The 22,163-nt window shown below is 63.2% G+C and carries 23 protein-coding genes; 7 read left to right on the top strand and 16 right to left on the bottom strand.

What is annotated here, in order from left to right; genetic code table 11:
* Window positions 1-145 precede the first annotated feature (145 nt).
* Together pnp and NKI15_RS06295 are read left to right on the top strand one after the other, a co-directional pair.
* Window positions 146-2,293: a polyribonucleotide nucleotidyltransferase gene (gene pnp, locus NKI15_RS06300; RefSeq protein ID WP_023732440.1), complete on the top strand. Its 2,148-nt coding sequence runs from the start codon at window positions 146-148 to the stop codon at window positions 2,291-2,293.
* 85 nt (window positions 2,294-2,378) lie between these two features.
* A complete protein-coding gene (locus NKI15_RS06295; RefSeq protein ID WP_023732439.1) occupies window positions 2,379-3,392 on the top strand; it encodes a class I SAM-dependent methyltransferase in 1,014 nt (337 codons plus the stop codon).
* Window positions 3,393-3,408: 16 nt separating this feature from the next.
* Here the strand turns inward: NKI15_RS06295 and NKI15_RS06290 are convergent, their stop codons facing one another.
* The 4 genes from NKI15_RS06290 to fabA all read right to left on the bottom strand — a co-directional run bounded on the left by NKI15_RS06290 (window position 3,409) and on the right by fabA (window position 7,851).
* Window positions 3,409-4,962, bottom strand: coding sequence for a putative bifunctional diguanylate cyclase/phosphodiesterase (locus tag NKI15_RS06290; RefSeq protein ID WP_352514528.1), 1,554 nt, complete (start codon window positions 4,960-4,962; stop codon window positions 3,409-3,411).
* 184 nt (window positions 4,963-5,146) lie between these two features.
* The gene (fabI, locus tag NKI15_RS06285; protein ID WP_023669564.1) at window positions 5,147-5,959 is read right to left on the bottom strand and encodes an enoyl-ACP reductase FabI; all 813 of its coding nucleotides are present in this window, start codon (window positions 5,957-5,959) and stop codon (window positions 5,147-5,149) included.
* A gap of 33 nt (window positions 5,960-5,992) precedes the next feature.
* On the bottom strand, window positions 5,993-7,213 hold the full coding sequence (gene fabB, locus NKI15_RS06280) for a beta-ketoacyl-ACP synthase I (RefSeq protein WP_023699465.1): 1,221 nt from the start codon (window positions 7,211-7,213) through the stop codon (window positions 5,993-5,995).
* Between the two features lie 122 nt (window positions 7,214-7,335).
* Window positions 7,336-7,851, bottom strand: a complete 516-nt coding sequence (fabA, locus tag NKI15_RS06275) for a 3-hydroxyacyl-[acyl-carrier-protein] dehydratase FabA (RefSeq protein WP_023703479.1) — start codon at window positions 7,849-7,851, stop codon at window positions 7,336-7,338.
* Between the two features lie 344 nt (window positions 7,852-8,195).
* Between fabA and irrA the strand changes: the two genes are divergently transcribed.
* Window positions 8,196-8,627, top strand: a complete 432-nt coding sequence (gene irrA, locus NKI15_RS06270; RefSeq protein WP_023688734.1) for an iron response transcriptional regulator IrrA — start codon at window positions 8,196-8,198, stop codon at window positions 8,625-8,627.
* Window positions 8,628-8,637: 10 nt separating this feature from the next.
* Complete coding sequence (locus tag NKI15_RS06265; RefSeq protein ID WP_023703478.1) at window positions 8,638-8,997, top strand: DUF4260 domain-containing protein; 360 nt, start codon at window positions 8,638-8,640, stop codon at window positions 8,995-8,997.
* 13 nt (window positions 8,998-9,010) lie between these two features.
* On the opposite strand, the gene NKI15_RS06260 is transcribed toward NKI15_RS06265, so the two are convergent.
* Entirely contained in the window at window positions 9,011-9,568 is a 558-nt protein-coding gene (locus tag NKI15_RS06260; RefSeq protein ID WP_023703477.1) for an SH3 domain-containing protein, read from the bottom strand.
* Window positions 9,569-9,725: 157 nt separating this feature from the next.
* Here NKI15_RS06260 and NKI15_RS06255 point away from each other — a divergent pair, with 157 nt between their 5' ends.
* Window positions 9,726-10,727, top strand: coding sequence for a 2-hydroxyacid dehydrogenase (locus NKI15_RS06255; RefSeq protein WP_023703476.1), 1,002 nt, complete (start codon window positions 9,726-9,728; stop codon window positions 10,725-10,727).
* A gap of 12 nt (window positions 10,728-10,739) precedes the next feature.
* Here the strand turns inward: NKI15_RS06255 and NKI15_RS06250 are convergent, their stop codons facing one another.
* Genes NKI15_RS06250 through dnaN form a run of 6 tightly spaced genes read right to left on the bottom strand, consistent with a single transcriptional unit; the run spans window position 10,740 to window position 16,002 of the window.
* Window positions 10,740-11,153: an aconitase X swivel domain-containing protein gene (locus tag NKI15_RS06250; RefSeq protein WP_023682001.1), complete on the bottom strand. Its 414-nt coding sequence runs from the start codon at window positions 11,151-11,153 to the stop codon at window positions 10,740-10,742.
* Complete coding sequence (locus NKI15_RS06245) at window positions 11,150-12,403, bottom strand: aconitase X (RefSeq protein WP_023703475.1); 1,254 nt, start codon at window positions 12,401-12,403, stop codon at window positions 11,150-11,152. The genes NKI15_RS06250 and NKI15_RS06245 overlap by 4 nt, the downstream gene beginning before the upstream one ends.
* Complete coding sequence (locus tag NKI15_RS06240) at window positions 12,400-12,888, bottom strand: GNAT family N-acetyltransferase (protein WP_023703474.1); 489 nt, start codon at window positions 12,886-12,888, stop codon at window positions 12,400-12,402. Before NKI15_RS06240 ends, NKI15_RS06245 begins: the two co-directional genes overlap by 4 nt.
* 4 nt (window positions 12,889-12,892) lie before the next feature.
* On the bottom strand, window positions 12,893-13,648 hold the full coding sequence (locus NKI15_RS06235; protein ID WP_023703473.1) for a molybdopterin-synthase adenylyltransferase MoeB: 756 nt from the start codon (window positions 13,646-13,648) through the stop codon (window positions 12,893-12,895).
* A 31-nt stretch (window positions 13,649-13,679) separates the two neighbouring features.
* A complete protein-coding gene (gene recF / locus NKI15_RS06230) occupies window positions 13,680-14,825 on the bottom strand; it encodes a DNA replication/repair protein RecF (protein ID WP_352885822.1) in 1,146 nt (381 codons plus the stop codon).
* 58 nt (window positions 14,826-14,883) lie between these two features.
* Window positions 14,884-16,002: a DNA polymerase III subunit beta gene (dnaN, locus tag NKI15_RS06225; protein WP_023669575.1), complete on the bottom strand. Its 1,119-nt coding sequence runs from the start codon at window positions 16,000-16,002 to the stop codon at window positions 14,884-14,886.
* Here dnaN and NKI15_RS06220 point away from each other — a divergent pair.
* Window positions 16,001-16,276, top strand: a complete 276-nt coding sequence (locus tag NKI15_RS06220; RefSeq protein ID WP_155922476.1) for a hypothetical protein — start codon at window positions 16,001-16,003, stop codon at window positions 16,274-16,276. The genes dnaN and NKI15_RS06220 overlap by 2 nt on opposite strands.
* A 27-nt stretch (window positions 16,277-16,303) precedes the next feature.
* Here NKI15_RS06220 and dnaA read toward each other — a convergent pair whose 3' ends face one another.
* Window positions 16,304-17,848 carry a chromosomal replication initiator protein DnaA gene (gene dnaA, locus NKI15_RS06215; RefSeq protein ID WP_031195619.1) on the bottom strand — a complete coding sequence of 515 codons (1,545 nt, stop codon included), beginning with the start codon at window positions 17,846-17,848 and terminating at the stop codon, window positions 16,304-16,306.
* Window positions 17,849-18,417: 569 nt separating this feature from the next.
* Between dnaA and NKI15_RS06210 the strand changes: the two genes are divergently transcribed.
* On the top strand, window positions 18,418-18,669 hold the full coding sequence (locus NKI15_RS06210) for a hypothetical protein (RefSeq protein ID WP_155921597.1): 252 nt from the start codon (window positions 18,418-18,420) through the stop codon (window positions 18,667-18,669).
* 26 nt (window positions 18,670-18,695) lie between these two features.
* On the opposite strand, the gene rpsT is transcribed toward NKI15_RS06210, so the two are convergent.
* The 4 genes from rpsT to NKI15_RS06190 all read right to left on the bottom strand — a co-directional run bounded on the left by rpsT (window position 18,696) and on the right by NKI15_RS06190 (window position 22,058).
* Entirely contained in the window at window positions 18,696-18,962 is a 267-nt protein-coding gene (rpsT, locus tag NKI15_RS06205; RefSeq protein WP_023681995.1) for a 30S ribosomal protein S20, read from the bottom strand.
* 159 nt (window positions 18,963-19,121) lie between these two features.
* On the bottom strand, window positions 19,122-19,895 hold the full coding sequence (locus NKI15_RS06200) for an enoyl-CoA hydratase (protein ID WP_023708181.1): 774 nt from the start codon (window positions 19,893-19,895) through the stop codon (window positions 19,122-19,124).
* 41 nt (window positions 19,896-19,936) lie between these two features.
* Entirely contained in the window at window positions 19,937-20,827 is an 891-nt protein-coding gene (gene mutM / locus NKI15_RS06195; RefSeq protein WP_023703469.1) for a bifunctional DNA-formamidopyrimidine glycosylase/DNA-(apurinic or apyrimidinic site) lyase, read from the bottom strand.
* On the bottom strand, window positions 20,820-22,058 hold the full coding sequence (locus tag NKI15_RS06190; RefSeq protein WP_023703468.1) for a phosphopentomutase: 1,239 nt from the start codon (window positions 22,056-22,058) through the stop codon (window positions 20,820-20,822). The genes mutM and NKI15_RS06190 overlap by 8 nt, the downstream gene beginning before the upstream one ends.
* Window positions 22,059-22,163 lie beyond the last annotated feature (105 nt).

Below are 22,163 nucleotides of genomic sequence, written 5' to 3'. Positions count from 1 at the left end.
TGCAGGACGCTCGTGCGCTAACCAGCGCCGAATCTACCCGAGCTTCCCGTTGTCTTGCCCGTGGCTGCCCGAGAAAGGAAGCCAGGGAAAGGGCATCCGCGCACCGTGAAACGGCGCGGCCCTTTCCGCTTACTAAGGACAAGATATGTTCAACTACCACAAAGTGGAAATCGAATGGGGCGGCCGTCCGCTCATCCTGGAAACTGGCAAGATCGCACGTCAGGCTGACGGCGCGGTGCTTGCGACCTATGGCGAAACCAAGGTTCTCGCCACCGTCGTTTCGATGAAGGAGCCGAAGCCAGGCCTCGATTTCTTCCCGCTGACCGTCAACTACCAGGAAAAGACCTACGCCGCCGGCAAGATCCCGGGCGGCTACTTCAAGCGCGAGGGACGTCCGAGCGAAAAGGAAACGCTGGTTTCCCGCCTGATCGACCGCCCGATCCGCCCGCTCTTCGCCGACGGCTACAAGAACGACACCCAGATCGTCGTCACCGTCGTCCAGCATGACCTCGAGAACGATCCCGATATCCTGTCGATCGTCGCCACCTCGGCCGCTTTGACGCTGTCGGGCGTTCCCTTCATGGGCCCGATCGGCGGCGCTCGCGTCGGCTACATCAACGGCGAATACGTGCTCAACCCGCATGTCGACGAGATGCAGGAATCCAGGCTCGACCTCATTGTCGCCGGCACCGCCGACGCCGTGCTGATGGTCGAGTCCGAAGCCAAGGAACTCGGCGAAGAGCTGATGCTCGGCGCCGTCATGTTCGGCCACAGGGGCTTCCAGCCGGTGATCGACGCCATCATCAAGCTGGCCGAAGTTGCCGCCAAGGAGCCGCGCGATTTCACAGCGCCGGACTACTCCGCGCTTGAAGCCGAAATGCTGAAGATCGTCGGCGACGAGCTCAGCAATGCCTACAAGAACGTCGATAAGCAGAAGCGTTACGCCGCCGTCGACGCCGTCAAGGCGAAGGTCAAGGCAGCGTTCGCTCCGGCCGAAGGCGAAGACGCCAAGTACACCTCCGAGCAGATCGGTTCGGTGTTCAAGGAACTCCAGGCCAAGGTCGTGCGCTGGAACATCCTCGACACCGGTTCGCGCATCGATGGCCGTGACCTCAAGACTGTCCGCAAGATCGTCTCGGAAGTCGGCGTCCTGCCGCGCACGCACGGTTCGGCGCTGTTCACCCGCGGCGAGACCCAGGCGCTTGTGGTTGCCACATTGGGCACCGGCGAGGACGAGCAGTATGTCGATTCGCTGACCGGCATGTACAAGGAGAAGTTCCTCCTTCACTACAACTTCCCTCCCTACTCCGTCGGTGAGACCGGCCGCATGGGTTCGCCGGGCCGCCGCGAAATCGGCCACGGCAAGCTCGCCTGGCGCGCTATCCGTCCGATGCTGCCGAGCGCGGACCAGTTCCCCTACACGCTGCGCGTCGTCTCGGAGATCACCGAGTCCAACGGTTCGTCGTCGATGGCCACCGTCTGCGGCACATCGCTGGCGCTGATGGATGCCGGCGTTCCGCTGGCCAAGCCGGTTGCTGGTATCGCGATGGGCCTGATCAAGGAAGGCGAGCGCTTCGCGGTTCTGTCCGACATCCTGGGTGACGAAGATCACCTCGGCGACATGGACTTCAAGGTCGCCGGTACCGAAAGCGGCATCACCTCGCTGCAGATGGACATCAAGATCGAGGGCATCACCGAGGAGATCATGAAGATCGCGCTGGACCAGGCCAAGGATGGCCGCCAGCATATCCTCAGCGAGATGGCGCATGCTCTGACCGGCGCCCGCCCCGAACTCGGTGAGTTCGCACCGCGCATCGAGGTCATGCACATCCCGACCGACAAGATCCGCGACGTGATCGGCTCCGGCGGCAAGGTTATCCGTGAGATCGTCGAGAAGACCGGCGCCAAGATCAACATCGAGGACGACGGCACGGTCAAGATCGCTTCGTCGAACGCCAAGGAGATCGAGGCGGCCAAGAAGTGGATCCATACCATCGTCGCCGAGCCGGAAGTCGGCGAAATCTACGAAGGCACGGTCGTCAAGACCGCCGACTTCGGCGCTTTCGTCAACTTCTTCGGTCCGCGTGACGGCCTCGTCCACATCTCGCAGCTTGCCAACGACCGGGTCGCCAAGACCTCGGACGTCGTCAAGGAAGGCGACAAGGTCTGGGTCAAGCTGATGGGCTTCGACGAGCGCGGCAAGGTCCGCCTGTCGATGAAGGTCGTCGACCAGGCCACCGGCAAGGAAATCGCCCGCGACAAGAAGGCCGAAGGCGAAGAAAACGCCGCCTGAGTGGTCTGACAATAGAGTTGAACGGGCGCGGCTTATGTCGCGCCCGTTTTCGTTTAATACCCGTCTACGACATGAGAATCGAAGAATGGCCGCTGAGCCGCTGAAGACACTGTTCCATCCCTTCGAGGCCGAGGGGCTCCCTCTGCCGCAAAAGGGCGAGCGTGTGTTGTTCCTGGGTGCGGAGCCCGGCTTCCGCTTGCCGGAAGGCTTCGAGGCAGAGCTCCATCTTGCACAGGGTTTCCGGCCGCATCTCCGAGCGCTGGAGCGTGCCGGTCACAAGGTAGCGCCGCGCGCGGAAGGCGATGCATTCGATGCAGCGCTCGTGCTTGCCGGCCGCCATCGTGGGCTAAACGAGATGCGTATTGCCGAGGCGATCGAACGCGTCACGCCTGGCGGTCTGATCGTCGTCGCCGGCGGCAAGGACGAAGGCATCGCCAGCCTGCGCAAGCGCATCGACGAGCTTGTTCCGATCGAAGGGCATCTGCCGAAATATCACGGCATCGCCTTCTGGCTTCGCCGTCCGGCCGATCTGGCGCCTGCGGAAAAACTGCGCGTCGCCAATCCCGCCTTGGTCGTAGAGGACCGCTTCCGTACCGCGCCTGGCATGTTCTCCTTCGACCGGATCGACGCCGGCTCGAAACTTCTGGTCGACAACCTGCCCAAAGACCTGCGCGGCAACATTGCTGATTTCTGCGCCGGCTGGGGTTATGTCGCCGCCGAGGTCGCGGCACGTTCATCCGGCATAACGGGGCTCGACCTTTACGAAGCGGATTTCGACGCGCTTGAGGCGGCCAAGGGCAATATCGGCCAGACAGGCTTCGAGCCCGGCTTCTTCTGGACCGATCTGCTGAGCGAGCCGGTCGAGCGGCGCTATGATGCCATCGTCATGAACCCGCCCTTCCATCGCAGCCGGGCGGCCGAGCCGGAAATCGGCGCCGGCATGATCCAGGCGGCGGGCAAGGCGCTGAAGCCGGGCGGGCGGCTGTTCATGGTGGCGAACCGTCAGCTGCCTTACGAACCGGTTCTGAAGGCCGTCTTCTCCAGCCATGCCGAGCTCGCCCGCGACGGCATGTTCAAGGTTTTCTCCGCGCGCCGATAGGACGGTGCCGGTCGCCTCAATGCATGCTGACGATGCGCGCCGGCTCGTGGACGGGAACGGTCGCTCTGATATCGCCGGGCTTGATCTTGAGCGGCGCCGGCCTGCCGAACAGATAGCCCTGCACCATCTCGCAACCAGCTGCTCGCAAAAGCGTCGCCTGGTTCTCGGTCTCGACGCCTTCGGCGATGATGCCGACGCCGAGCGCCCGCGACAGGCCGACGATGGTAGAGACGACGGCGCCCGAATTCGAATCGGTGTCGATGCGGCTGACGAAGGAGCGGTCGATCTTCAGCTTGCCGAAGGCGAAGTCGATCAGGTAGCTGAGATTGGAATAGCCGGTGCCGAAATCGTCGACGGCCACCGAAATGCCCATGTCGGCAAGCTGCTGCAGGATGATGGCGGCGCGGTCGCGGTCCTGCATCATCGCCGTCTCGGTCACTTCGAGCTCCAGCCGCGACGGCTTGATGCCGGTGCTGGCCATCGTATCGCGCACGATGCCGACGAAATCCTTGGTCATGAACTGGACCGGCGAGATGTTGACGGCAACGAAGCAGTCCTCGGGCAAATGACGGGCATCGCTGCAGGCCTTGTTCAGCACCCAATTGCCGATCGGGTGGATCATGCCGGTCTCTTCGGCGATCGGAATGAATTCCATCGGCGGGATCATGCCGCGTTCCGGGTGCTTCCAGCGGATCAGCGCCTCGTAGCCGACGATACGGCCGGTCGGCAGGTCGAACTGCGGCTGGTAATGAAGGTCGAAATCGCCACGGTCGAAGGCGATGTGCAGTTCGGATTCAATCCAGTGGCGGTAGTCGGCGACCTGGCCCATGTCGGAATGGAAGACCGACCAGTTGCCCACGCCGCCGGCGCGGGCATTCTGCAGCGCCAGGTTGGAGCGGCGCAGGATGAGGACCGGATCGACGCCATCCTTTGGCATCGCCACGATGCCGACCGACAGGCCGACCGACTGCAGGTGAGAATCGAGCTGGTACGGCTTCAGCATCTCCTCGATCATGGTTTCGACGGTGCTTTCCATCGAGCTTTGGAGTTGGTGTTCCCAGACAAGGATAGCGAACTCGCCGGCGCCGATGCGCCCCATCACCGCGCCTTCGGGCATGCAGGCCTTCAACCGCTTGGTGAAGCCGCGGATCAGTTCGTCGCCATGGCTGTAGCCGATGGCGTCGTTGATCTGCTTGAAGCGGTCGATGTCGATGTCGATGAGGAACACCGGCTCACCGGTCCTGATCGTCGCGGACGCCGCGTCGGCGATCCTGCCGACCATCGCCGGCCGCGCCAAAAGCCCGGTCAGCTTGTCGAAATGGGTTTCGTTGAAAACGTAGTCCACCGATTCATCGACGCCGGCGAAGAAGGACAAGGCAGCACCGGCGGCGGCCAGCGCGCATAGCGCCGACGCGATGCCGATCATGGTTTCCGCCTGCATGCCGGCAAAGCCGTCCCCGAAACCATGCCGGAGGCCCCAAAGCCCAAGGATGAAACTGCCAAGGCCCGAACTGGCGACGGTGAGCAGCCGGAACACAGGTGTTCGCTTCGGGTTGCTGACAGCAGGCATTGCTCAGTCCCTGTCGCATGATCCCGAAATCAACTCGACTTTCGGGAAATATCACGCGCAAATTCATAAAGGCTAAAGCATCCTTTGCGCCCAGCAAGAACGCGCAGAGCCCAAGCCCATAAGACTTCTAGCGGATATCTCCTTAAAATGAGTTTCCGCCGATGCATCTAATTTTACTGGTGAGTTAATCGCGTACGCTGTCGGTCTGCTTCAACTCATCCAGGGTTGGCATCGACACGATGTGATAGCCGGAATCCACATAATGGATTTCGCCGGTGACGCCTGACGAGAGGTCGGACAAAAGATAGAGCGCCGAGCCGCCGACCTCGTCGATGGTCACCGTGCGGCGCAGCGGCGAGTTGCGCTGCTGGTAGGAGTACATGTGGCGGGCGTCCGAGATTCCGGCGCCGGCCAAAGTACGCACCGGTCCCGCCGATATGCCGTTCACCCGGATGCCGCGCGGGCCATAATCGTTGGCGAGATAGCGCACGCTGGCTTCCAGCCCGGCCTTGGCGACGCCCATGACGTTGTAGTTCGGCATGACGCGGACAGAGCCGGCATAGGTCAGCGTGATCATCGCGCCGCCTTCGCTCATCAGCGGGGCGGCATGGCGGGCGACCTCGGTGAAGGAGTAGCAGGAGATGACCATGGTGCGGACGAAATTGTCGCGGCTGGTGTCGGCGTAGAGCCCTTTGAGCTCGTTCTTGTCGGAAAAGCCGATGGCGTGGACGACGAAGTCGAGCCCGCCCCATTCCTTGCCGAGCGTCTCGAAGGTTGCGGCGACCGATGCGCTGTCCTCGACGTCACAGGGCACCACCAGAGACGCGCCAAGCTTCTCGGCAAGCGGCTTGACGCGGCGCCCGAAGGCGTCGCCCTGATAGGTGAAGGCAAGCTCCGCCCCGTGTTCGGACAATTTCCTGGCGATGCCCCAGGCGATCGAATGATCGTTGGCGACGCCCATGACAAGCCCGCGCTTGCCCTTCATCAGTCCGTCCATGGCCGGCAATCCCCCTACAAAAAAACGCTGGCCTTATGCGGAATAGCGCTGGAAAATCAGCGTTGCGTTGGTGCCACCGAAGCCGAACGAGTTGGACAAAACCGTGTCGATCCTGGCGTCGTCGATGCGCTTGCGCACGATCGGCATGCCCTCGAATTCGGGATCGAGGTTTTCGATATGGGCGCTCTCGCCGATGAAGCCGCCTTGCATCATCAGGATCGAGTAGATCGATTCCTGTACGCCGGCGGCACCCAGCGAATGGCCGGTCAGCGACTTGGTCGAGGTGATGAACGGCATCTTCTCGCCGAACACCTCTCGGATGGCGCCCATTTCCCGGGAATCGCCGACCGGCGTCGAGGTGCCGTGGGTGTTGATGTAGTCGACCGGCGTGGACACCGTCGCCAGAGCCTGGCGCATGCAGCGCACCGCGCCTTCGCCCGACGGCGCCACCATGTCGTAACCGTCCGACGTCGCGCCATAGCCGACGATCTCAGCGTAGATCTTGGCGCCGCGCGCCTTGGCGTGTTCGAGCTCCTCCAGGATGAGGACGCCCGCGCCGCCCGCGATGACGAAGCCATCGCGATTGGCGTCATACGCGCGGGAAGCTGTCGGCGCACGATCGTTATACTTCGACGACATCGCGCCCATGGCATCGAACAGGTCCGACATCGTCCAGTCGAGGTCTTCATGGCCGCCGGCAAACATCACATCCTGCTTGCCCCACTGGATCAGTTCGTAGGCGTTGCCGATGCAATGCGCCGAGGTCGAGCAGGCCGACGAGATCGAATAGTTGACGCCGTGGATCTTGAACCAGGTGGCGAGCGTCGCCGACGCGGTCGACGACATCGCCTTCGGCACCGCGAACGGACCGATGCGCTTGGGGCTGTTGTTCTTGAGCGTGGTCTCGGCCGCCTCGACGATGGTGCGGGTCGAGGGGCCGCCCGAGCCCATGACGATGCCGGTGCGCTCATTGGTGATGTCGCTTTCGCCAAGCCCGGCGTCGGCGATCGCCTGATCCATCGCGACATGGTTCCAGGCCGCGCCCTGGCTCAGGAAGCGCATGGCACGCCGGTCGATCATAGGGGTCGGGTCGAGCGTCGGCGCGCCCCAGACCTGGCAGCGGAAGCCGTGTTCGGCGAAGGAATCGGAGAAGCTGATGCCTGATTTGGCATCGTGGAGCGAGGATTGCACCTCGTTGGCGTTGTTGCCGATCGACGATACGATGCCGAGGCCTGTGACGACGACCCTTCTCATTCGCAACTCCTTCCAGCGGATGATCCCGAAACCTAGTCGGTTTTCACCGGCGATCATACGCAAAATCAAAATGCCGCAGCGGCGTTGCGTCTCGGAAGAACGCGCCGCTGCAGTGGCGCCGGTCAGGCGGCCGATTGCTTGGACAGCCCCACCTTGAGGTCCGTCGCAGTGTATATGGGTTCGCCGTCGGCCTTAAGCCAGCCATCGGCGATACCGAGCACCAGGCGTCCACGCATGACGCGCTTGAAATCGATGCCGTATTCCACCTTCTTGACCGAAGGCGTCACCATCCCCTTGAACTTCACTTCGCCGGTCGACAGCGCCATGCCCTTGCCCGGCTCGCCGAGCCAGCCGAGGTAAAAACCCGTCAATTGCCACATGGCGTCAAGGCCCAGGCACCCCGGCATGATCGGATTGCCGATGAAATGGCAGGCGAAGAACCACAGGTCCGGTTTGATGTCGAATTCGGCACGGATGAAGCCCTTGTCGTGGGCGCCGCCGGTCTCGCTGATCTCGGTGATGCGGTCGAACATCAGCATCGGCGGATAGGGCAGCTGGGCGTTGCCAGGCCCAAACAGCTCGCCGCGGGCGCAGGCAAGCAATTCCTCATAACCGTAGCTGGATTTCGAACCCGCCATATGTCTCGTCCCCATAATGTCCCGGGCGGTGGGGCGCCCTTGTCGTTGGTTTCCTAACACAATCCCTTTCGGTCCGGAAACCGGCGTTTGCGCTTAACCCGCCCGTCTGCCCGGGTCAATGCGCGCTCTCGCATCGGCCCGAAATCGATCTCGATTCCGGAAAGCACGATGCGACGCCAAAAAAGCAATAGAGCGCACTTAGTGCGTCCAACTGGACGCACGTCGCTCTATTGATCGTATTCCGCCAACAGAATATATGTCGGGAGGTATCCAGTTTCGGTTGATGACGTTTTTTCGCCACTCTGGGCGTGTCTTGAGGCAGAACTGTGGGCTTGGACGGATAGATGGATCTGGGCTGCCGGAAGGAAAATGTCGCTGTGGACAAGCGGGTTCGCGAAGCCGGCCTCAGGCCGACACGCCAACGCATTGCGCTGGCCGATCTGCTGTTTGCCAAGGGCGACCGCCACCTTTCGGCCGAGGAACTGCATGAAGAGGCGGTCGCCGCCGGCGTGCCGGTCTCGCTCGCCACCGTCTACAACGCGCTTCACCAGTTCACCCAGGCCGGCCTGCTGCGCATCCTGGCGGTCGAGGGGTCCAAGACCTATTTCGACACCAACACCTCCGATCACCATCATTTTTACATCGAAGGCGAAAACAGGATCTTCGATATAGAAAGCGGTCCGGTGACCGTCTCCAACCTGCCGGAGCCACCCGCAGGTATGGAGATCGCCAATGTCGACATCGTGGTGAGGCTGCGCCCGAAACGCAGCGTTTAAGCCCCAACCCGTGAAACCTGTCGATTTTGCAATCCGGCTCGAATGGGTTGCGGTCGCGGTCGTGGCTATAGTCGCCTATGCCGCGTCAGGCGTTTCCTGGTGGCTGTTCGCCCTGCTTATCCTGGCGCCAGACCTGTCGATGCTGGGCTATCTCGCCGGGGCACGGATCGGCGCTGTCGCTTACAATGCCTTGCACATATTGATCGTCCCGCTGTTGCTGGCGCTCGCCGGATATGTTCTGGCCAATTCGACGGCGACCGCGATTGGTCTGATCTGGATCATCCACATCGCCGTCGACCGCGCGCTCGGCTACGGTCTCAAACTGTCGGCCGGTTTTCGGGACACCCATCTCGGCCGTATCGGCCGTTAGGCCTCCAGCAATCTCAATTCTTGACGTGCTCGCCGGGATAGGCGCCCCACACCTGCGACTGGGCGATCCAGCCGGTGTGGCCGTCGAAGGTCATTTCGCACCACTGGCCATCGCAGGTTTTGATCGTGCCCGTAACGCCCGGCTCGATGATGGCGATGACGCTGGCGTCCTTGTCGGCATCGTCGAGCAGATTGATTCGGCCCCCCTTGGTGCGCTGCCAGGGGGCGACGATCGCGGTCCGGCGGCCCGACAGCAGCGACTGGTTGATCCAACCCTCCGAGCCATCGGCATCGCGCACGCGCCGCCAGGTATCGAATTCCTGGATGATCTCCATAGGCAGGCCGGCCTTTGTGTACATCCAGTCGACGGAATAGTTGGCGCCGGGCCCAACGCGCGAGTTGACGCGAGCCGATTTCAGGCTGACGAAACGCGGCAGCGGCAGGCCGCTCGGCCCGAGCGTGACCGTCTGCACAGGTGCGGCGGCACCTTGCGCCGCGGCTTGCGGGAAATGCAGGAGAGCGCCGAGAAGCGCTGCGCTGAGGATCAGGCGAAGCGACGCGAAACCAGACACTTTCATTCCTTTCGGCGCGTGCCCTTTGGCCCGGGCGCCCCTTTTTCTTTGTCTTCGGCGGCACCGCTTGTTACAGGAGTGGCAGGCACCGCGACCGGTATTCAGTTTCGCCTGTCTTGGTTAAAGAGGTCTCAACGAGATCGGGTTCGAGGAAACAATGGCAGGCAAAAAACGGCCTCTCGTCGTCATCACGCGCAAGCTGCCCGATCCGGTCGAGACCCGCATGCGCGAACTCTTCGACGCCAGGCTGAATGTCGAGGACCGCCCGATGACGCAGCCGGAGCTGGTCGCGGCGATCAAGGAAGCCGATGTGCTGGTGCCGACCATCACCGACCAGATCGATGCGGCGCTGATTGCCCAGGCCGGCGACAATCTCAAGCTGATCGCCAATTTCGGCAATGGCGTCGACAAGATCGATGTGGCGGCGGCGGCCAAGAAAGGCATTACCGTCACCAACACGCCGAACGTGCTGACCGAAGATACGGCCGACATGACCATGGCGCTGATGCTGGCCGGGCCGCGGCGGCTGGCCGAAGGCGCCAATGTGCTCACCAGCGACAAGAAATGGGCCGGTTGGTCGCCGACCTGGATGCTCGGCCGGCGCATCTGGGGCAAGCGCCTCGGTATCGTCGGCATGGGCCGCATCGGCACTGCGGTTGCGAGGCGCGCCAAGGCTTTCGGCCTGTCGATCCACTACCATAACCGCCATCGCGTGCTGCCGGCGGTCGAGGAAGGGCTGGAGGCGACCTATTGGGAAAGCCTCGACCAGATGCTTGCCCGCATGGACATCATCTCGATCAACTGCCCGTCGACGCCGGCGACCTTTCATCTGCTTTCGGCGCGGCGCCTAGCTCTGCTTCAGCCCACCGCCTATGTGGTCAACACCGCGCGCGGCGACATCATCGACGAGGAAGCGCTGGTCAAGCTGATCCAGGACGGCAAGATCGCCGGCGCCGGCCTCGACGTCTACGAGCACGAACCGGCGCTGAACTCGAAACTGCTGAAGCTTGCCGCCAAGAACAAAGTCGTGCTTTTGCCGCATATGGGTTCTGCGACGATCGAGGGCCGCATCGACATGGGCGAGAAGGTGATCATCAACATCCGCGCCTTCTTCGACGGCCACCGGCCGCCGGACCGCGTGCTGCCGCTACGGACTTGAAGCGGGCCGCGTTCAGGATGCGGTTGTGAGGGCGCCATCCGCCGCGACACTCACACGCTTGCCGCGATAGGCCTCAAAAGCGTCGCGCCTGAGCCTGAGCGCTACCGGCGTCGGCCAGCCCATTTCCCTGGCCACAATCAAGCCAAGCAGCAGGATCGCGTCCGGCTCGTGCAGCACGAGTGCCGTCGGCGCATGGCCATTGTGGACGAGTTCCATCAGCACGGCTGACGCTGAGGACGAGCCGATCGTGCCGGGCAGGAACAGCACACGCCCGGAAATGGTCTCGCCATGCTGCGGGTGACGGACATCGGCGATGCGGCCGCTCTTCGGATCGACGCCACCCCAGAAGCTGATTGGCGCCATCAGCACCAAGGCCAGCCCTTCGCCTCCGCTGCCCGGCACCAGGATTTCAGCGACGGCGCTCATGCGGCGATATCCGTAAACCTGGGCTTACCGGCAACCGCGCTTTCCACGCAGTCGGCCAGCGAGCCGTAAAGCACGGCGTAACCGGTATTGCCCGGCGCGTAGTGCGCGAATTTTCCCGAATTGGTCATCAGCACGCCGCCGGCCAGATTCGGCAGGATCGGCGTCACCACCACGCAGGTGTCGGCGACGATGATGACGCCGCTGGCTTCGAGCATCTTGCGCTTGCCGTTCTGCTCCAGCCTGGTGAGCACGTGGCGGCCGGTGCAGGCGTAAATCGGCACGCTGAGCCGCCGCCCGCCAATCAGCCGCTCAAGTGCATCGAATTCGGCCAAAGACAGATGCGGACTGCCGATCGCCACGGCATCGATGGCGGTCTGCGTGGCTGCGGTGGACAGGCCGGCGCGGGCCTTCATGGCCATCTCCGGCGTTACGCGGATCATCGTTTCCGGCCTGCCGCCCACCAGGATGGTCTCGGCGTCGGGCGCTTCTGGCGTTACCCCAGCGATATGGAACAGGCCGACGGCGCCCGACGATGCCGCCGCCGCGCCGAAGGCCTTCAGCGCATCCTCGCCGGGATGGCTGGATATGCCGGTGACGACGCCGACCGCGTTGCCGACCTCACGGCCGTAGAGGTTGCCCAGCACCGGCCAGGCGATCTCCGAACCAAGGAACGAGGCGGAGAGGCCGGACACATCGAACACCAGCCGTGCCTGCCGGTTCTCGGGGCGATGCAGGCCGTAATCCGGCGCGCGGCCCGATATGGCGCAGGCGATGTCGAGGAAGTCGCCATAGCGGTTGGTGCGTGCCCCCAGCACCGAATTGCAGAACACCACCGCGTTGGATTCACCCCAGGCGACATCGCTGCCAAGCGCTGGCCTGTGGCCGGCCTGATAGGGCGCGCAGGTCCAGCTCTGCTCGCAGCCCAGTTTGCGGTAGGCCTCCATCATTCGTCGCGCCATGCCGCGCGCCGGCTCTTCGAGGCGCACGCGCGAGCAGCCCATCAGGTCGAGCGCGCCGACATTGAGCGTCGAGCGCACCGCGACCCTGGCGCCGCCATCGACCAGCCTTTCGGCAAACAGCGTGCCGGAATCGCCGTGATAGAGCGCGCCGTCTATATGCGTCGAGGCGATCGGGATCAGTCGCGGCGCGCCGAGCAGCGCAGCGCTTTCGGCAACGATGCGCATCGCCATCGCCGCCCCGTCATGGCCGGAGGCGACTGTCTGCTCCTGTGAGCTGAGTGCAAGGCTCACGCCAACTCCTTGCGCAAGGTGATCGAGGTCGGCCGGTCATAGCCGTCATGCGCGGTGCGTTCAGTCTCGCGAAAGCCGAGACCGGCAAAGGTTGCATGATTTACGGTCAGTTCGATTCGCGTCTGCAGTTCGATGGCCGGTTTGTTCCGGCTGCGGGCGAGAAATTCGACAGCCTGCATCAGCCGCCTGCCGATGCCTTGCCCTTGAAGCTCAGGTTCGACGGCGAGCTTGCCGATGTAGAAATCATCGGCTCTCTCCAGCGCGAAAACGCAGCCGGCGATCCTGTCATCCTGCAGGGCCAGCAACACGGTCTCTCGGCCAGCCTTGTCCCTGAGGTTTCCGGCGTTCAGCAGATGTGCCGAGGAGGGCGGGTCTATGACGCCGTCCATCGGTGCAAAGGCGCGCATGATCAGGCTGAGCAGTTCGTCCCAGCGGTCGAAGCCGGGGGCGAGCTGCGTGACCAAAACACTGGCAGGCTGATCCATGCGGTCAGCTTCTCTTGTAGCGGATCGTGTCGAAGCGCGCCGACAGCGCATCGTAGAGCAGCAGCCGGCCGACCAGCGGTTCGCCGATGCCGGTGATCAGCTTGATCGTTTCCATCGCCTGCAGCGTGCCGACGACGCCGGTCAGCGCACCGACGACCCCGGCCACCGCGCAGGATGGCACCAGCCCCTCTGGCGGCGCTTCGGGAAAGAGGTCGCGATATCCAGGGTTCGGTCTGCCGTCGGTGCCGGTGCCGAACGGCATCAACACCGTAACCGAGCCGTCGAAGCGGCCGACGGCGGCATGCACGAGCGGCCGCTTTTCCGCCGCGCAGGCATCCGCCACCACATAGCGCGTCTCGAAATTGTCGGAGCCGTCGACGACCACGTCGTAGCGCGCCACGAGAACGGCAGCATTGTCGGCCGTCAGCCTGAAATCGTGCAATTCCACCGCGACATGGGGATTGATCCGGGCGATCGCTGCTTTGGCGCTCTCGGTCTTCGCCGTTCCGACCGTATCGGTGGCGTGGATCACTTGCCGCTGCAGATTGGACAGCGAGACAATATCGTCGTCGACGATGCCAAGCGTGCCGACGCCTGCGGCAGCGAGATATTCCAGCACCGGCGCGCCGAGGCCGCCGGCGCCGATCACCAGCACTCGCGCCCGCTTCAGCCTCTGCTGGCCGGCGCCGCCGATCTCAGGCAGCACGATGTGGCGGGCATAGCGTTCGAGTTCTTCGTCGGTGAGGGCGGCAGGGGTCATTGCCCGACCATATAGCGGAGCAAAAACCTTGTCAGGTCTCTTCGGTTGGCCCAACCGTGCCGTGGTCGACGGTGAGGAACTGCGCGCGTCCCCTCAGGCTGGAAAACAGCGCGGCGTCGGTTCCGGTCATGAAGGCCTGGCAGTTCAGCTCCTCCAGGATCGAGAACAGCGCGGCGCGCCGGCCGGCATCGAGATGCGCGGCAATCTCGTCGAGCAACAGGATCGGCGTCATCCCCGACATCTCGCCGGTCAGCCTTGCGTGCGACAACACGATGCCGACCAGCAGCGCCTTCTGCTCTCCGGTCGAGCAGAGTTCGGCCGGCATCGCCTTGGGGCGGTGGCGCACCAGTAGATCCGAACGGTGCGGGCCGTCGAGCGTGCGTCCGGCGGCGCGGTCGCGCTCGCGGCCGTCGGCAAGGGCGTCGCGATAGCGTTGCTCGACATCCACAGCGGGTGCTGAGGCGACATGGCTTTCAAGGTCGCCGAAGAGGCTGATGTCGGCTTGCGGAAACGGCCCGCTGGACGGCAACCTGTCGATCATGGCGGCCAGCAGGCGCACCAGCTCGGCGCGCGCAGCCGCGATCGCCACGCCGGTTTCGGCCATCTGCATCTCGATGGCGTCGAACCAGGCGCCGTCGCGCGAGCCTTCCGTAAGCAAGCGGTTACGTCCGCGCATCGCCTTCTCGTAATCGAGCGCACGCTGGCCGTGGCCAGGATCGACAGCCAAAACCAGCCGGTCGAGAAAGCGCCGCCGGTCGGCGGCAGGTCCGGGGAACAGGCCGTCGATGGCCGGCGTCAGCCAGACCACGCGCAGCCATTCCAGCATGGCGTCGGCCGACCGTGCCGGCGCGCCATTGATGCGCACCTTGCGACCGCCCTCGCCGGCCGCTTCACCCCCGGTGATGCCGGTGCCGATCTCGACCTGCCCCTCCGGGCCGTCGAGCCTTGCGTGCAGCGCAAAGCCGCCATCGCCGCCTTCGCGGGCCACGTCGACATAGGGCGCACGGCGCAGGCCGCGGCCAGGCGTCAGCAGCGAGATGGCTTCCAGGAGATTGGTCTTGCCGGCGCCATTGTCGCCGGAAAACACCACCGCGCCGGGTGAAAAGCCGATCGACAACGCCGCATAATTGCGGAAATTCGTAAGTGTGAGCTTACTTATGTGATTTTGTTCCGGCAACCGCTATCCGCCTATAGAAGTCGCCGCAATCACTATGCTGCAGTGTGCCGCAGTGCGGCTACACCCGCATCGGCATCAGCACGTAGAGCGCGGTCTCATCGGCCATGTCGTGGATCAGCGTCGGCGAGCCGGCATCGGCCAGCATGAACTTGGCTTCCGTGCCGGTGAGTTGAGCAGCGACGTCGAGCAGATATTTGGCGTTGAAGCCAATCTCGATCGGGTCGGACGAATAGTCGGCCGCCAGCTCCTCGGTGGCGCTGCCCGAATCCGGATTGTTGACGGCAAGCGTCACCTGGCCTTCGGTGATCGAAAGCTTCACCGCGCGGCCGCGCTCGGAGGAAATGGTCGAGACGCGATCGACGGCGGCGGCGAAGCTCTGCCGGTCGATGATCAGCTTCTTGTCGTTGCCGGTCGGAATGACGCGCTGGTAGTCCGGGAAAGTGCCGTCGATCAGCTTCGAGGTCAGAACCACGCTGCCGATGGTGAAGCGGATCTTGGTGTCGGACAATTCGGTGGTCACCGCGACATCGGGATCGTCGACCAGCTTCTGCAACTCGCTGACCGTCTTGCGCGGAATGATGATGCCCGGCATGCCTTCGGACCCGGCCGGAGCGTCGATCTCTGCGCGCGCCAGGCGGTGGCCGTCGGTCGCCACTGAACGCAGCTTCAGCTTGCCGCCAGTTTCATGCGTGTGCAGGTAGATACCGTTGAGATAGTAGCGCGTCTCTTCGGTGGAGATGGCGAACTGGGTCTTTTCGATCAGGCCTCTCAGGGCGACGGAATCGAGCCGGAAGATGTGTGAGAAAGATCCCGCCGAAAGCTCCGGGAAATCGGACTGCGGCAGGCATTGCAGGCGAAAGCTCGAGCGGCCCGACGTCACCGTCATGGCGTTGCCGTCCTCATCGGTCTTCAGCATCACTTCGGCGCCGTCGGCCAGCTTGCGCACGATGTCGTAGAGTAGGTGCGCCGGAACCGTCGTCGCCCCGCCGCGCTCGACCTTTGCCGGCGTCGCTTCGGTCACTTCGAGGTCGAGGTCGGTGGCTTTCATTTCAAGGCTGGCGCCCTCGGCGCTGAGCAGTACGTTCGACAGGATCGGTATGGTATTGCGCCGCTCGACCACGCGATGAACGTGGTTGAGCGACTTCAGGAGATTGGACCGTTCCAGGATAACACGCATGACGAAACAGGCTCGCTTGAATGAATGGACGGGTCACCAGTGGGCGGCGCCCCGCGAAAGGTCTGAACAGGCTCAGAATCTATGCAAACTGACAGGAAAAAGCCAGCAAACGCAAGTCCGGGCCACCGGTTCGCGCCGGTTAAGCGGGCTTTCTGGGGATAAAGCGGACGTTGGCCGGCAACCGATGCATGTCGCCGAAAACTGCGCAGCGGTTTTGGGACAACGACATGCATCAAAACAAGAAAATTTAAAGCGCGACGACCGAATACTCTAACCCGGCGCGCTCCGTTTGCCGCGCCGATCAGGCTTGGTCGTTGATCAGCCTGCGCAACAGTTCCAGTTCCTGCGCCAGCGTGTTGTCGACGCCGGAAAGGTCCTCGATCTTGCGCACCGCATGCAGCACCGTAGTATGGTCGCGGCCGCCGAAACGCCGGCCGATCTCCGGCAGCGAGCGCGGCGTCAATACCTTCGACAGGTACATGGCGACCTGCCTGGGCTTGACGATGGTGCGCGTGCGCCGGTTGGACAGCAACTCGGTCTTCGACACATTGTAGTGGCGCGCCACGATGCGCTGGATGTCCTCGATGCGCACCCGCTTCGGCTCGCCAGAGCGATAGATGTGGCCGAGGATTTCGTCGATGCGGTCGATGGTGATCGCCGGCTCGAACGACTGACGAAACAGCAGCTGGTTGAACGCGCCCTCCAGCTCACGACCGCTGCCGGTCACCGTGCGGGCGACATGGTTGAGGATCTCCTCCGAAATATTGAGCGATGCATCGTCGACCTTGGCGGTGGCAAGCCGAAGTTTGAGCATGCCGATGCGCATGGCGAAGTCCGGCGCCGACATTTCCAGCGCGACACCGCCATTGAGGCGCGAGCGCACCCGCGGTTCCAGCGATTCCAGTTCCGACGGCGGCCTGTCAGCGGCAACCACCACTTGCTTGGCACTGTCGAGCAGCATGTTGATGAGATGGCAGAATTCGTGCTGGATCGACTTGCCCTGCAGGAACTGCATGTCGTCGATGATCAAGAGGTCGATGTCGCGCAGCTGTTCCTTCAGCGTCAGCGCATTGTTGTCGCGGATCGCGGTGGCGAAGCGCCACATGAAATATTCGGCCGTCAGATAGACGACGCGCGATTTCGGGTTCTGTTTCAGGGATTCGGCCGCAATCGCCTGCAAAAGGTGCGTCTTGCCAAGCCCGACGGTTGCATGAAGGAACAGCGGGTTGAAGCGCACCGCGCTCGACTGCGATTCCGCCACGGCTTTGGCTGCGGCGAAAGCCACCCGGTTCGACGGGCCTTCGATGAAGGAGCCGAACGTGTAGCGCGGGTCGAGCGGCGACCCCAGCACATTGTGCCGGAATTCGCTCTCGATCGGCGTGCCGGGACGAGGGGCGGGCGCCCGCTCCACCCTGCCGGGGCCGACCGTGCCGGCCGCCAATGCGGTCTGCGTATGCTTGGTCATCTTGCGCGCCGGCACGGCCTCGGGTTCGACGCCATTGCGGGCAGGACGGGTCGCGGTGCGCACGACCATCTCGATCTTGAGGATTTCGGGATCCTCGTGCTTCCACAGATCGGCGATGAGATCGAGATAATGGCCATTGATCCACGAGCGCAGGAAGGCCGTGGGCACCGAGATGCGTACAATGCCCCGGGAAGCCTCAGCCACCTTCATACGGCCGAACCAGCTCGAATAGACCTCGGTTCCCAGGCGCGCCTTCAACTGGGCCTTGACCCGGTCGAACTTCTGTTCCGCGTCGCTGGAAGCCGCCATATCGTGCGCTCCGACCAATGTTCCGGGAAATGGCAGGTCGCCCGTAAGCTCCCGCTCGATGCCGCTCTGCATGATTGTGCGTCCCTTTTCCTTTGTACCTTTTTTCCGCCGGGAGTGCGCCTCCTGCACCCATGTTTCCGGCGACCGTATCTTCGCTACAACACCACCGCCGCCGCCGGCGGATGACGTTGCCTCGTCAGAATGGGATCGGTCCCGGCTGCTTAAGGCCAGTCCGTCTGACATGTTCGGGCAAAGCGGTGCTACCCGGCGAAAACGCCGGTGCGCCATCAAGCTGCCATGTACAATTACGCCAGTCCCCTATCGTATCGAAAAGGCAAGCCATACCCGTTCGCGGAATTGATCCACGTCATGAATTCTGCCACTGTTAGCTGGCCGATTCAGGCTGGGTTAAGGGCTAATGGCCCGTCCCTTTCGATAGATCGACATTACCGAAATCGCTGTGGATAGGGCAAGGCCACCTCTAACGGATTTTTAAGGAATCTGGTTAGTGAACAACGGTTCGGGCTCCGTGCTGGAAGCGCATATTTTGACAAAGCCATTGGGATTCAAACCCTTTTGCCGCGAATATGAAAATGGCTGTGCGGTTTGAAATTTTCTGAAATAATTCGCTTGACACCAACTTGCTGCCTATCGCCCACAGGCGATGTGAACAAGCTGTGGATCACTTCCAGCAAGTCGTTGAAAAATATCAGCAATTTGTGACAGCCAAATTTATTGGCGTGGGCCGTTTCGGCGGATTGGAATATCAGTGGGAGTGTATGTGCCGGCAAAGCATTCCAGACTCTGGAATGCGGCTCGGGCGTGCTTTGCGGCCGTTCTTTTTAAGTGCTTGCCGGCAAACGAAAAAACCCGGCGCGATTGGCCGGGTTTGAAAGAACGACAGTTCAGGAACGGTCAATCAGGCCGACAGCACCTTGAGGCGGTGAGCCAGACGCGACACCTTGCGCGATGCCGTATTCTTATGGATCACGCCCTTGGTCGCGGCGCGCATCAATTCCGGCTCTGCGGTCTTGAAGGCTTCCAGCGCGGCTGCCTTGTCGCCGGCAGCCAGTGCCTCTTCGACCTGGCGGACATATGTACGCACGCGCGAGCGGCGGTTCTTGTTGATCGCTGCGCGGCGGGCGATCTTGCGCGTTGCCTTTTTGGCCGAGGAGGTATTGGCCATGATGCCTCTCTTCTGATCTGGTGGGCGCATGCGGGATGCCGCAGGGCGCAAAAAACAAACGGGCAGCCAACGGCCGCCTCGGTTGGAGCGGCTTATAGTTCAGCTTTTCCGGCGCGTCAACGCCGCTTTGGCTTCTTTTTGGTCCTCGCCGCCGCCACTCTAGCGATTGGTGAAATTCGGCTTCCGCTTCTCGGCAAAGGCTGCCATCCCTTCCTTCTGGTCGTCGAGCGCAAACAGCGAGTGGAACAGCCGGCGTTCGAAGCGCAGTCCCTCCGCCAGCGTCGTCTCGTAGGCGCGGTTGACTGCCTCCTTGGCCATCATCACCGATGGCAGTGAAAACTCTGATATCCTGGCCGCGGCCTTCATCGCCTCCTCGATCAACTCGCCGGCCGGCACGACGCGCGAGGCCAGGCCGCTGCGCTCGGCTTCGGCGGCATCCATCATCCGCCCGGTCAGGCACATGTCCATGGCCTTCGACTTGCCGACAAAGCGGGTCAGCCGTTGCGACCCGCCCATGCCGGGAATGACGCCGAGCGTGATTTCGGGCTGGCCGAATTTCGCCGTGTCGGCGGCAATAATGAAATCGCACATCATCGCCAGTTCGCAGCCGCCGCCCAGTGCATAGCCGGCGACCGCCGCGATCATCGGCTTGCGCGCACGGGTAAACTCTTCCCAGCCGACGAAGAAATCCTGCACATAGGCCTTGGCGTAGGTGACGGCTTGCATTTCCTTGATGTCGGCGCCCGCCGCAAAAGCCTTCTCGGAACCGGTGATGACCGTGGCGCCGATGCCGGGATCGGCGTCGAACCCCTTTGCCGCCGTCAGCAAATCCGCCAGCACCTGCGCGTTCAGCGCGTTCAGCGCCTTGGGCCGGTTCAGCGTGATCAGGCCGACCTTGCCGCGCGTCTCGACGATGATGGTTTCATAGCTCATGGGCTGGCCTCCTGGTTGCGGCACTGAAGGACCGGTCTAGCTTACCGCTGACAGGTCCGGCAATAAAAGGTCGAGCGGCCGCTTTGCACGATGCGCGCGATGTGGCCGCGACAGCCGGGCGTCGGACAGGGCTCGCCTTCGCGATCGTAGACCGCGAAGGAATGCTGGAAATAGCCCAGCGATCCGTCTGTGTGCATATAGTCGCGCAGCGAAGACCCGCCGGCGGCGATCGCATCGGCGATCACCGAACGGATTGCCTCGGCCAGTCGTTCGCTCTGTTCCTTGGCCTTCTTGCTGGTCCCGGCGATGGTGCCTGCCTCGCGCAATGGTGAAAGGCCGGCGCGCCACAGCGCTTCCGACACATAGATATTGCCGAGCCCGGCAATCAGCTTCTGATCGAGCAACGCCGCCTTCAACGGCGATCTGCGGCCCTTCAGCAGAGAGGCGAGCAGGGCGCCTTCCAGCGCATTGCCGGTCGGCTCGACGCCCAGTCCCGCCAGCATCGGATGCGCGTCGGCCAGGCCTTCCGCAAACAGCATGAAGCCGAAGCGACGCGGGTCGTTGAAGACCACGCGAGACTGGACGCCGACAGGCGACACGACATGGAACACCACATGGTCGTGCTTGGCATCCTTCGAGCGCTCTTGATGGAACGTGCCGGGCGTCTCTTTGTCATCAGCGGCCTCGATGCGGAACGAGCCCGACATGCCGAGATGGCAGATCAGCACCGGGCCACCGTCCAGGTGTATGGTGAGATATTTGGCGCGGCGGCCAAGCGCGGTGACGGTCTTGCCGGTCAGCCGCTGCGCAAATTTCGCCGGAAACGGAAATCTGAGATCGGGCCGGCGCGCCTCGACGCGCATGATCCGCGCGCTTTCCAGAACCGGCTGCAGGCCGCGCCGGACGGTTTCGACCTCGGGCAGTTCAGGCATGGCCGCCTATCGCCGCATGGAAGGAAGCGCCGTGGCGGCCGCGCGCCAGCTTGAGGTGTTCGGCGACCGTCTCGCCGATATCGGCGAAGGTGGTCCTGAGCCCGATGTCGCCGCCGTTGAGACCTGGTGCGGTGCCGATGACCGGGACGCGTTCGCGCGTGTGGTCGGTGCCACGCCATGTCGGATCGTTGCCATGATCGGCGGTGAGGATGAGCAGATCGCCCGGCTTCAGCTTTGCCAGTGCCTCGGGCAGCCGGCGGTCGAAGGCTTCGAGCGCCGCAGCATAGCCGGGGACGTCGCGGCGATGGCCGAACTCGGTGTCGAAGTCGACGAAATTGGCGAACACCAGGTCGCCGTCGCCGGCATCGTCCATCGCGCCCAGCGCCTTGTCGAACATTGCCATGTTGCCGGGCGCCTTGCGTACTTCCGAGATACCGCGGTGGGCGAAGATGTCGCCGATCTTGCCGACCGCGATCACCCGGCTGCCGCGCCCGGTCAAGCGGTCGAGCAGCGTCGGCTCAGGCGGCGGCACGGCGTAGTCATGGCGGTTATAGGTGCGCTCGAAGGTGGCTGATGTTTCGCCTAGAAAAGGCCGTGCGATCACCCGTCCGATCTTCAGCGGGTCGACCAGCCGGCGTACCGTCTTGCAGAACTCGTAGAGCCGCTCCAGGCCGAAATGAACTTCGTGCGCTGCTATCTGCAGGACGGAATCGACCGAGGTGTAGCAGATCGGCTGGCCGGTGCGGATATGCTCCTCGCCAAAGCGCTCGATGATCTCGGTGCCGGGTGCATGGCAGTTGCCGAGAATGCCCGGCACCTTGCCCTCGCGGATCATCGCTTCGGTCAGTTCGGCAGGGAAGGCGGGCACCTTATCGGGGAAATAGCCCCAGTCGAACCGCACGGGCAGCCCGGCGATTTCCCAGTGACCCGACGGCGTATCCTTGCCGCTCGAAATCTCCTGCGCGGCGCCGTGGAAAGCGGAGGCTGAAACGGCGGCTTTGCTGTCGAATTGGAAGCCGGTTGCGGTTTCTGCTGCGCGGCCGAGACCGAGCGAAACCATGGTGGGCACCTTCAGCGGTCCCTCGCGCAGGCCCTCGCGATCGGCGCGGGCTTCCGCGCAGGCCAGCGCGATATGTCCCAATGTGTTCGAGCCGGCGTCGCCATAGCGTTCGGCATCGGCGGCGCCGCCAATGCCGAAAGAATCGAGAACGAAGAGGAAAGCGCGTGCCATCGATGCCGTCATTGCCAGTCTGGTTGACCAGACATAAGGTCCCGTCGCGGCATTGGCAAATCGTAAACCAGGCGGCAACGGCCTGGCGCGATAGTCGCGAAGTCG

The sequence above is a fragment of the Mesorhizobium sp. M0862 genome, from assembly GCF_040319795.1.
Lineage (GTDB): Bacteria > Pseudomonadota > Alphaproteobacteria > Rhizobiales > Rhizobiaceae > Mesorhizobium.
This window is presented reverse-complemented; position numbering and strand designations above follow the sequence as displayed.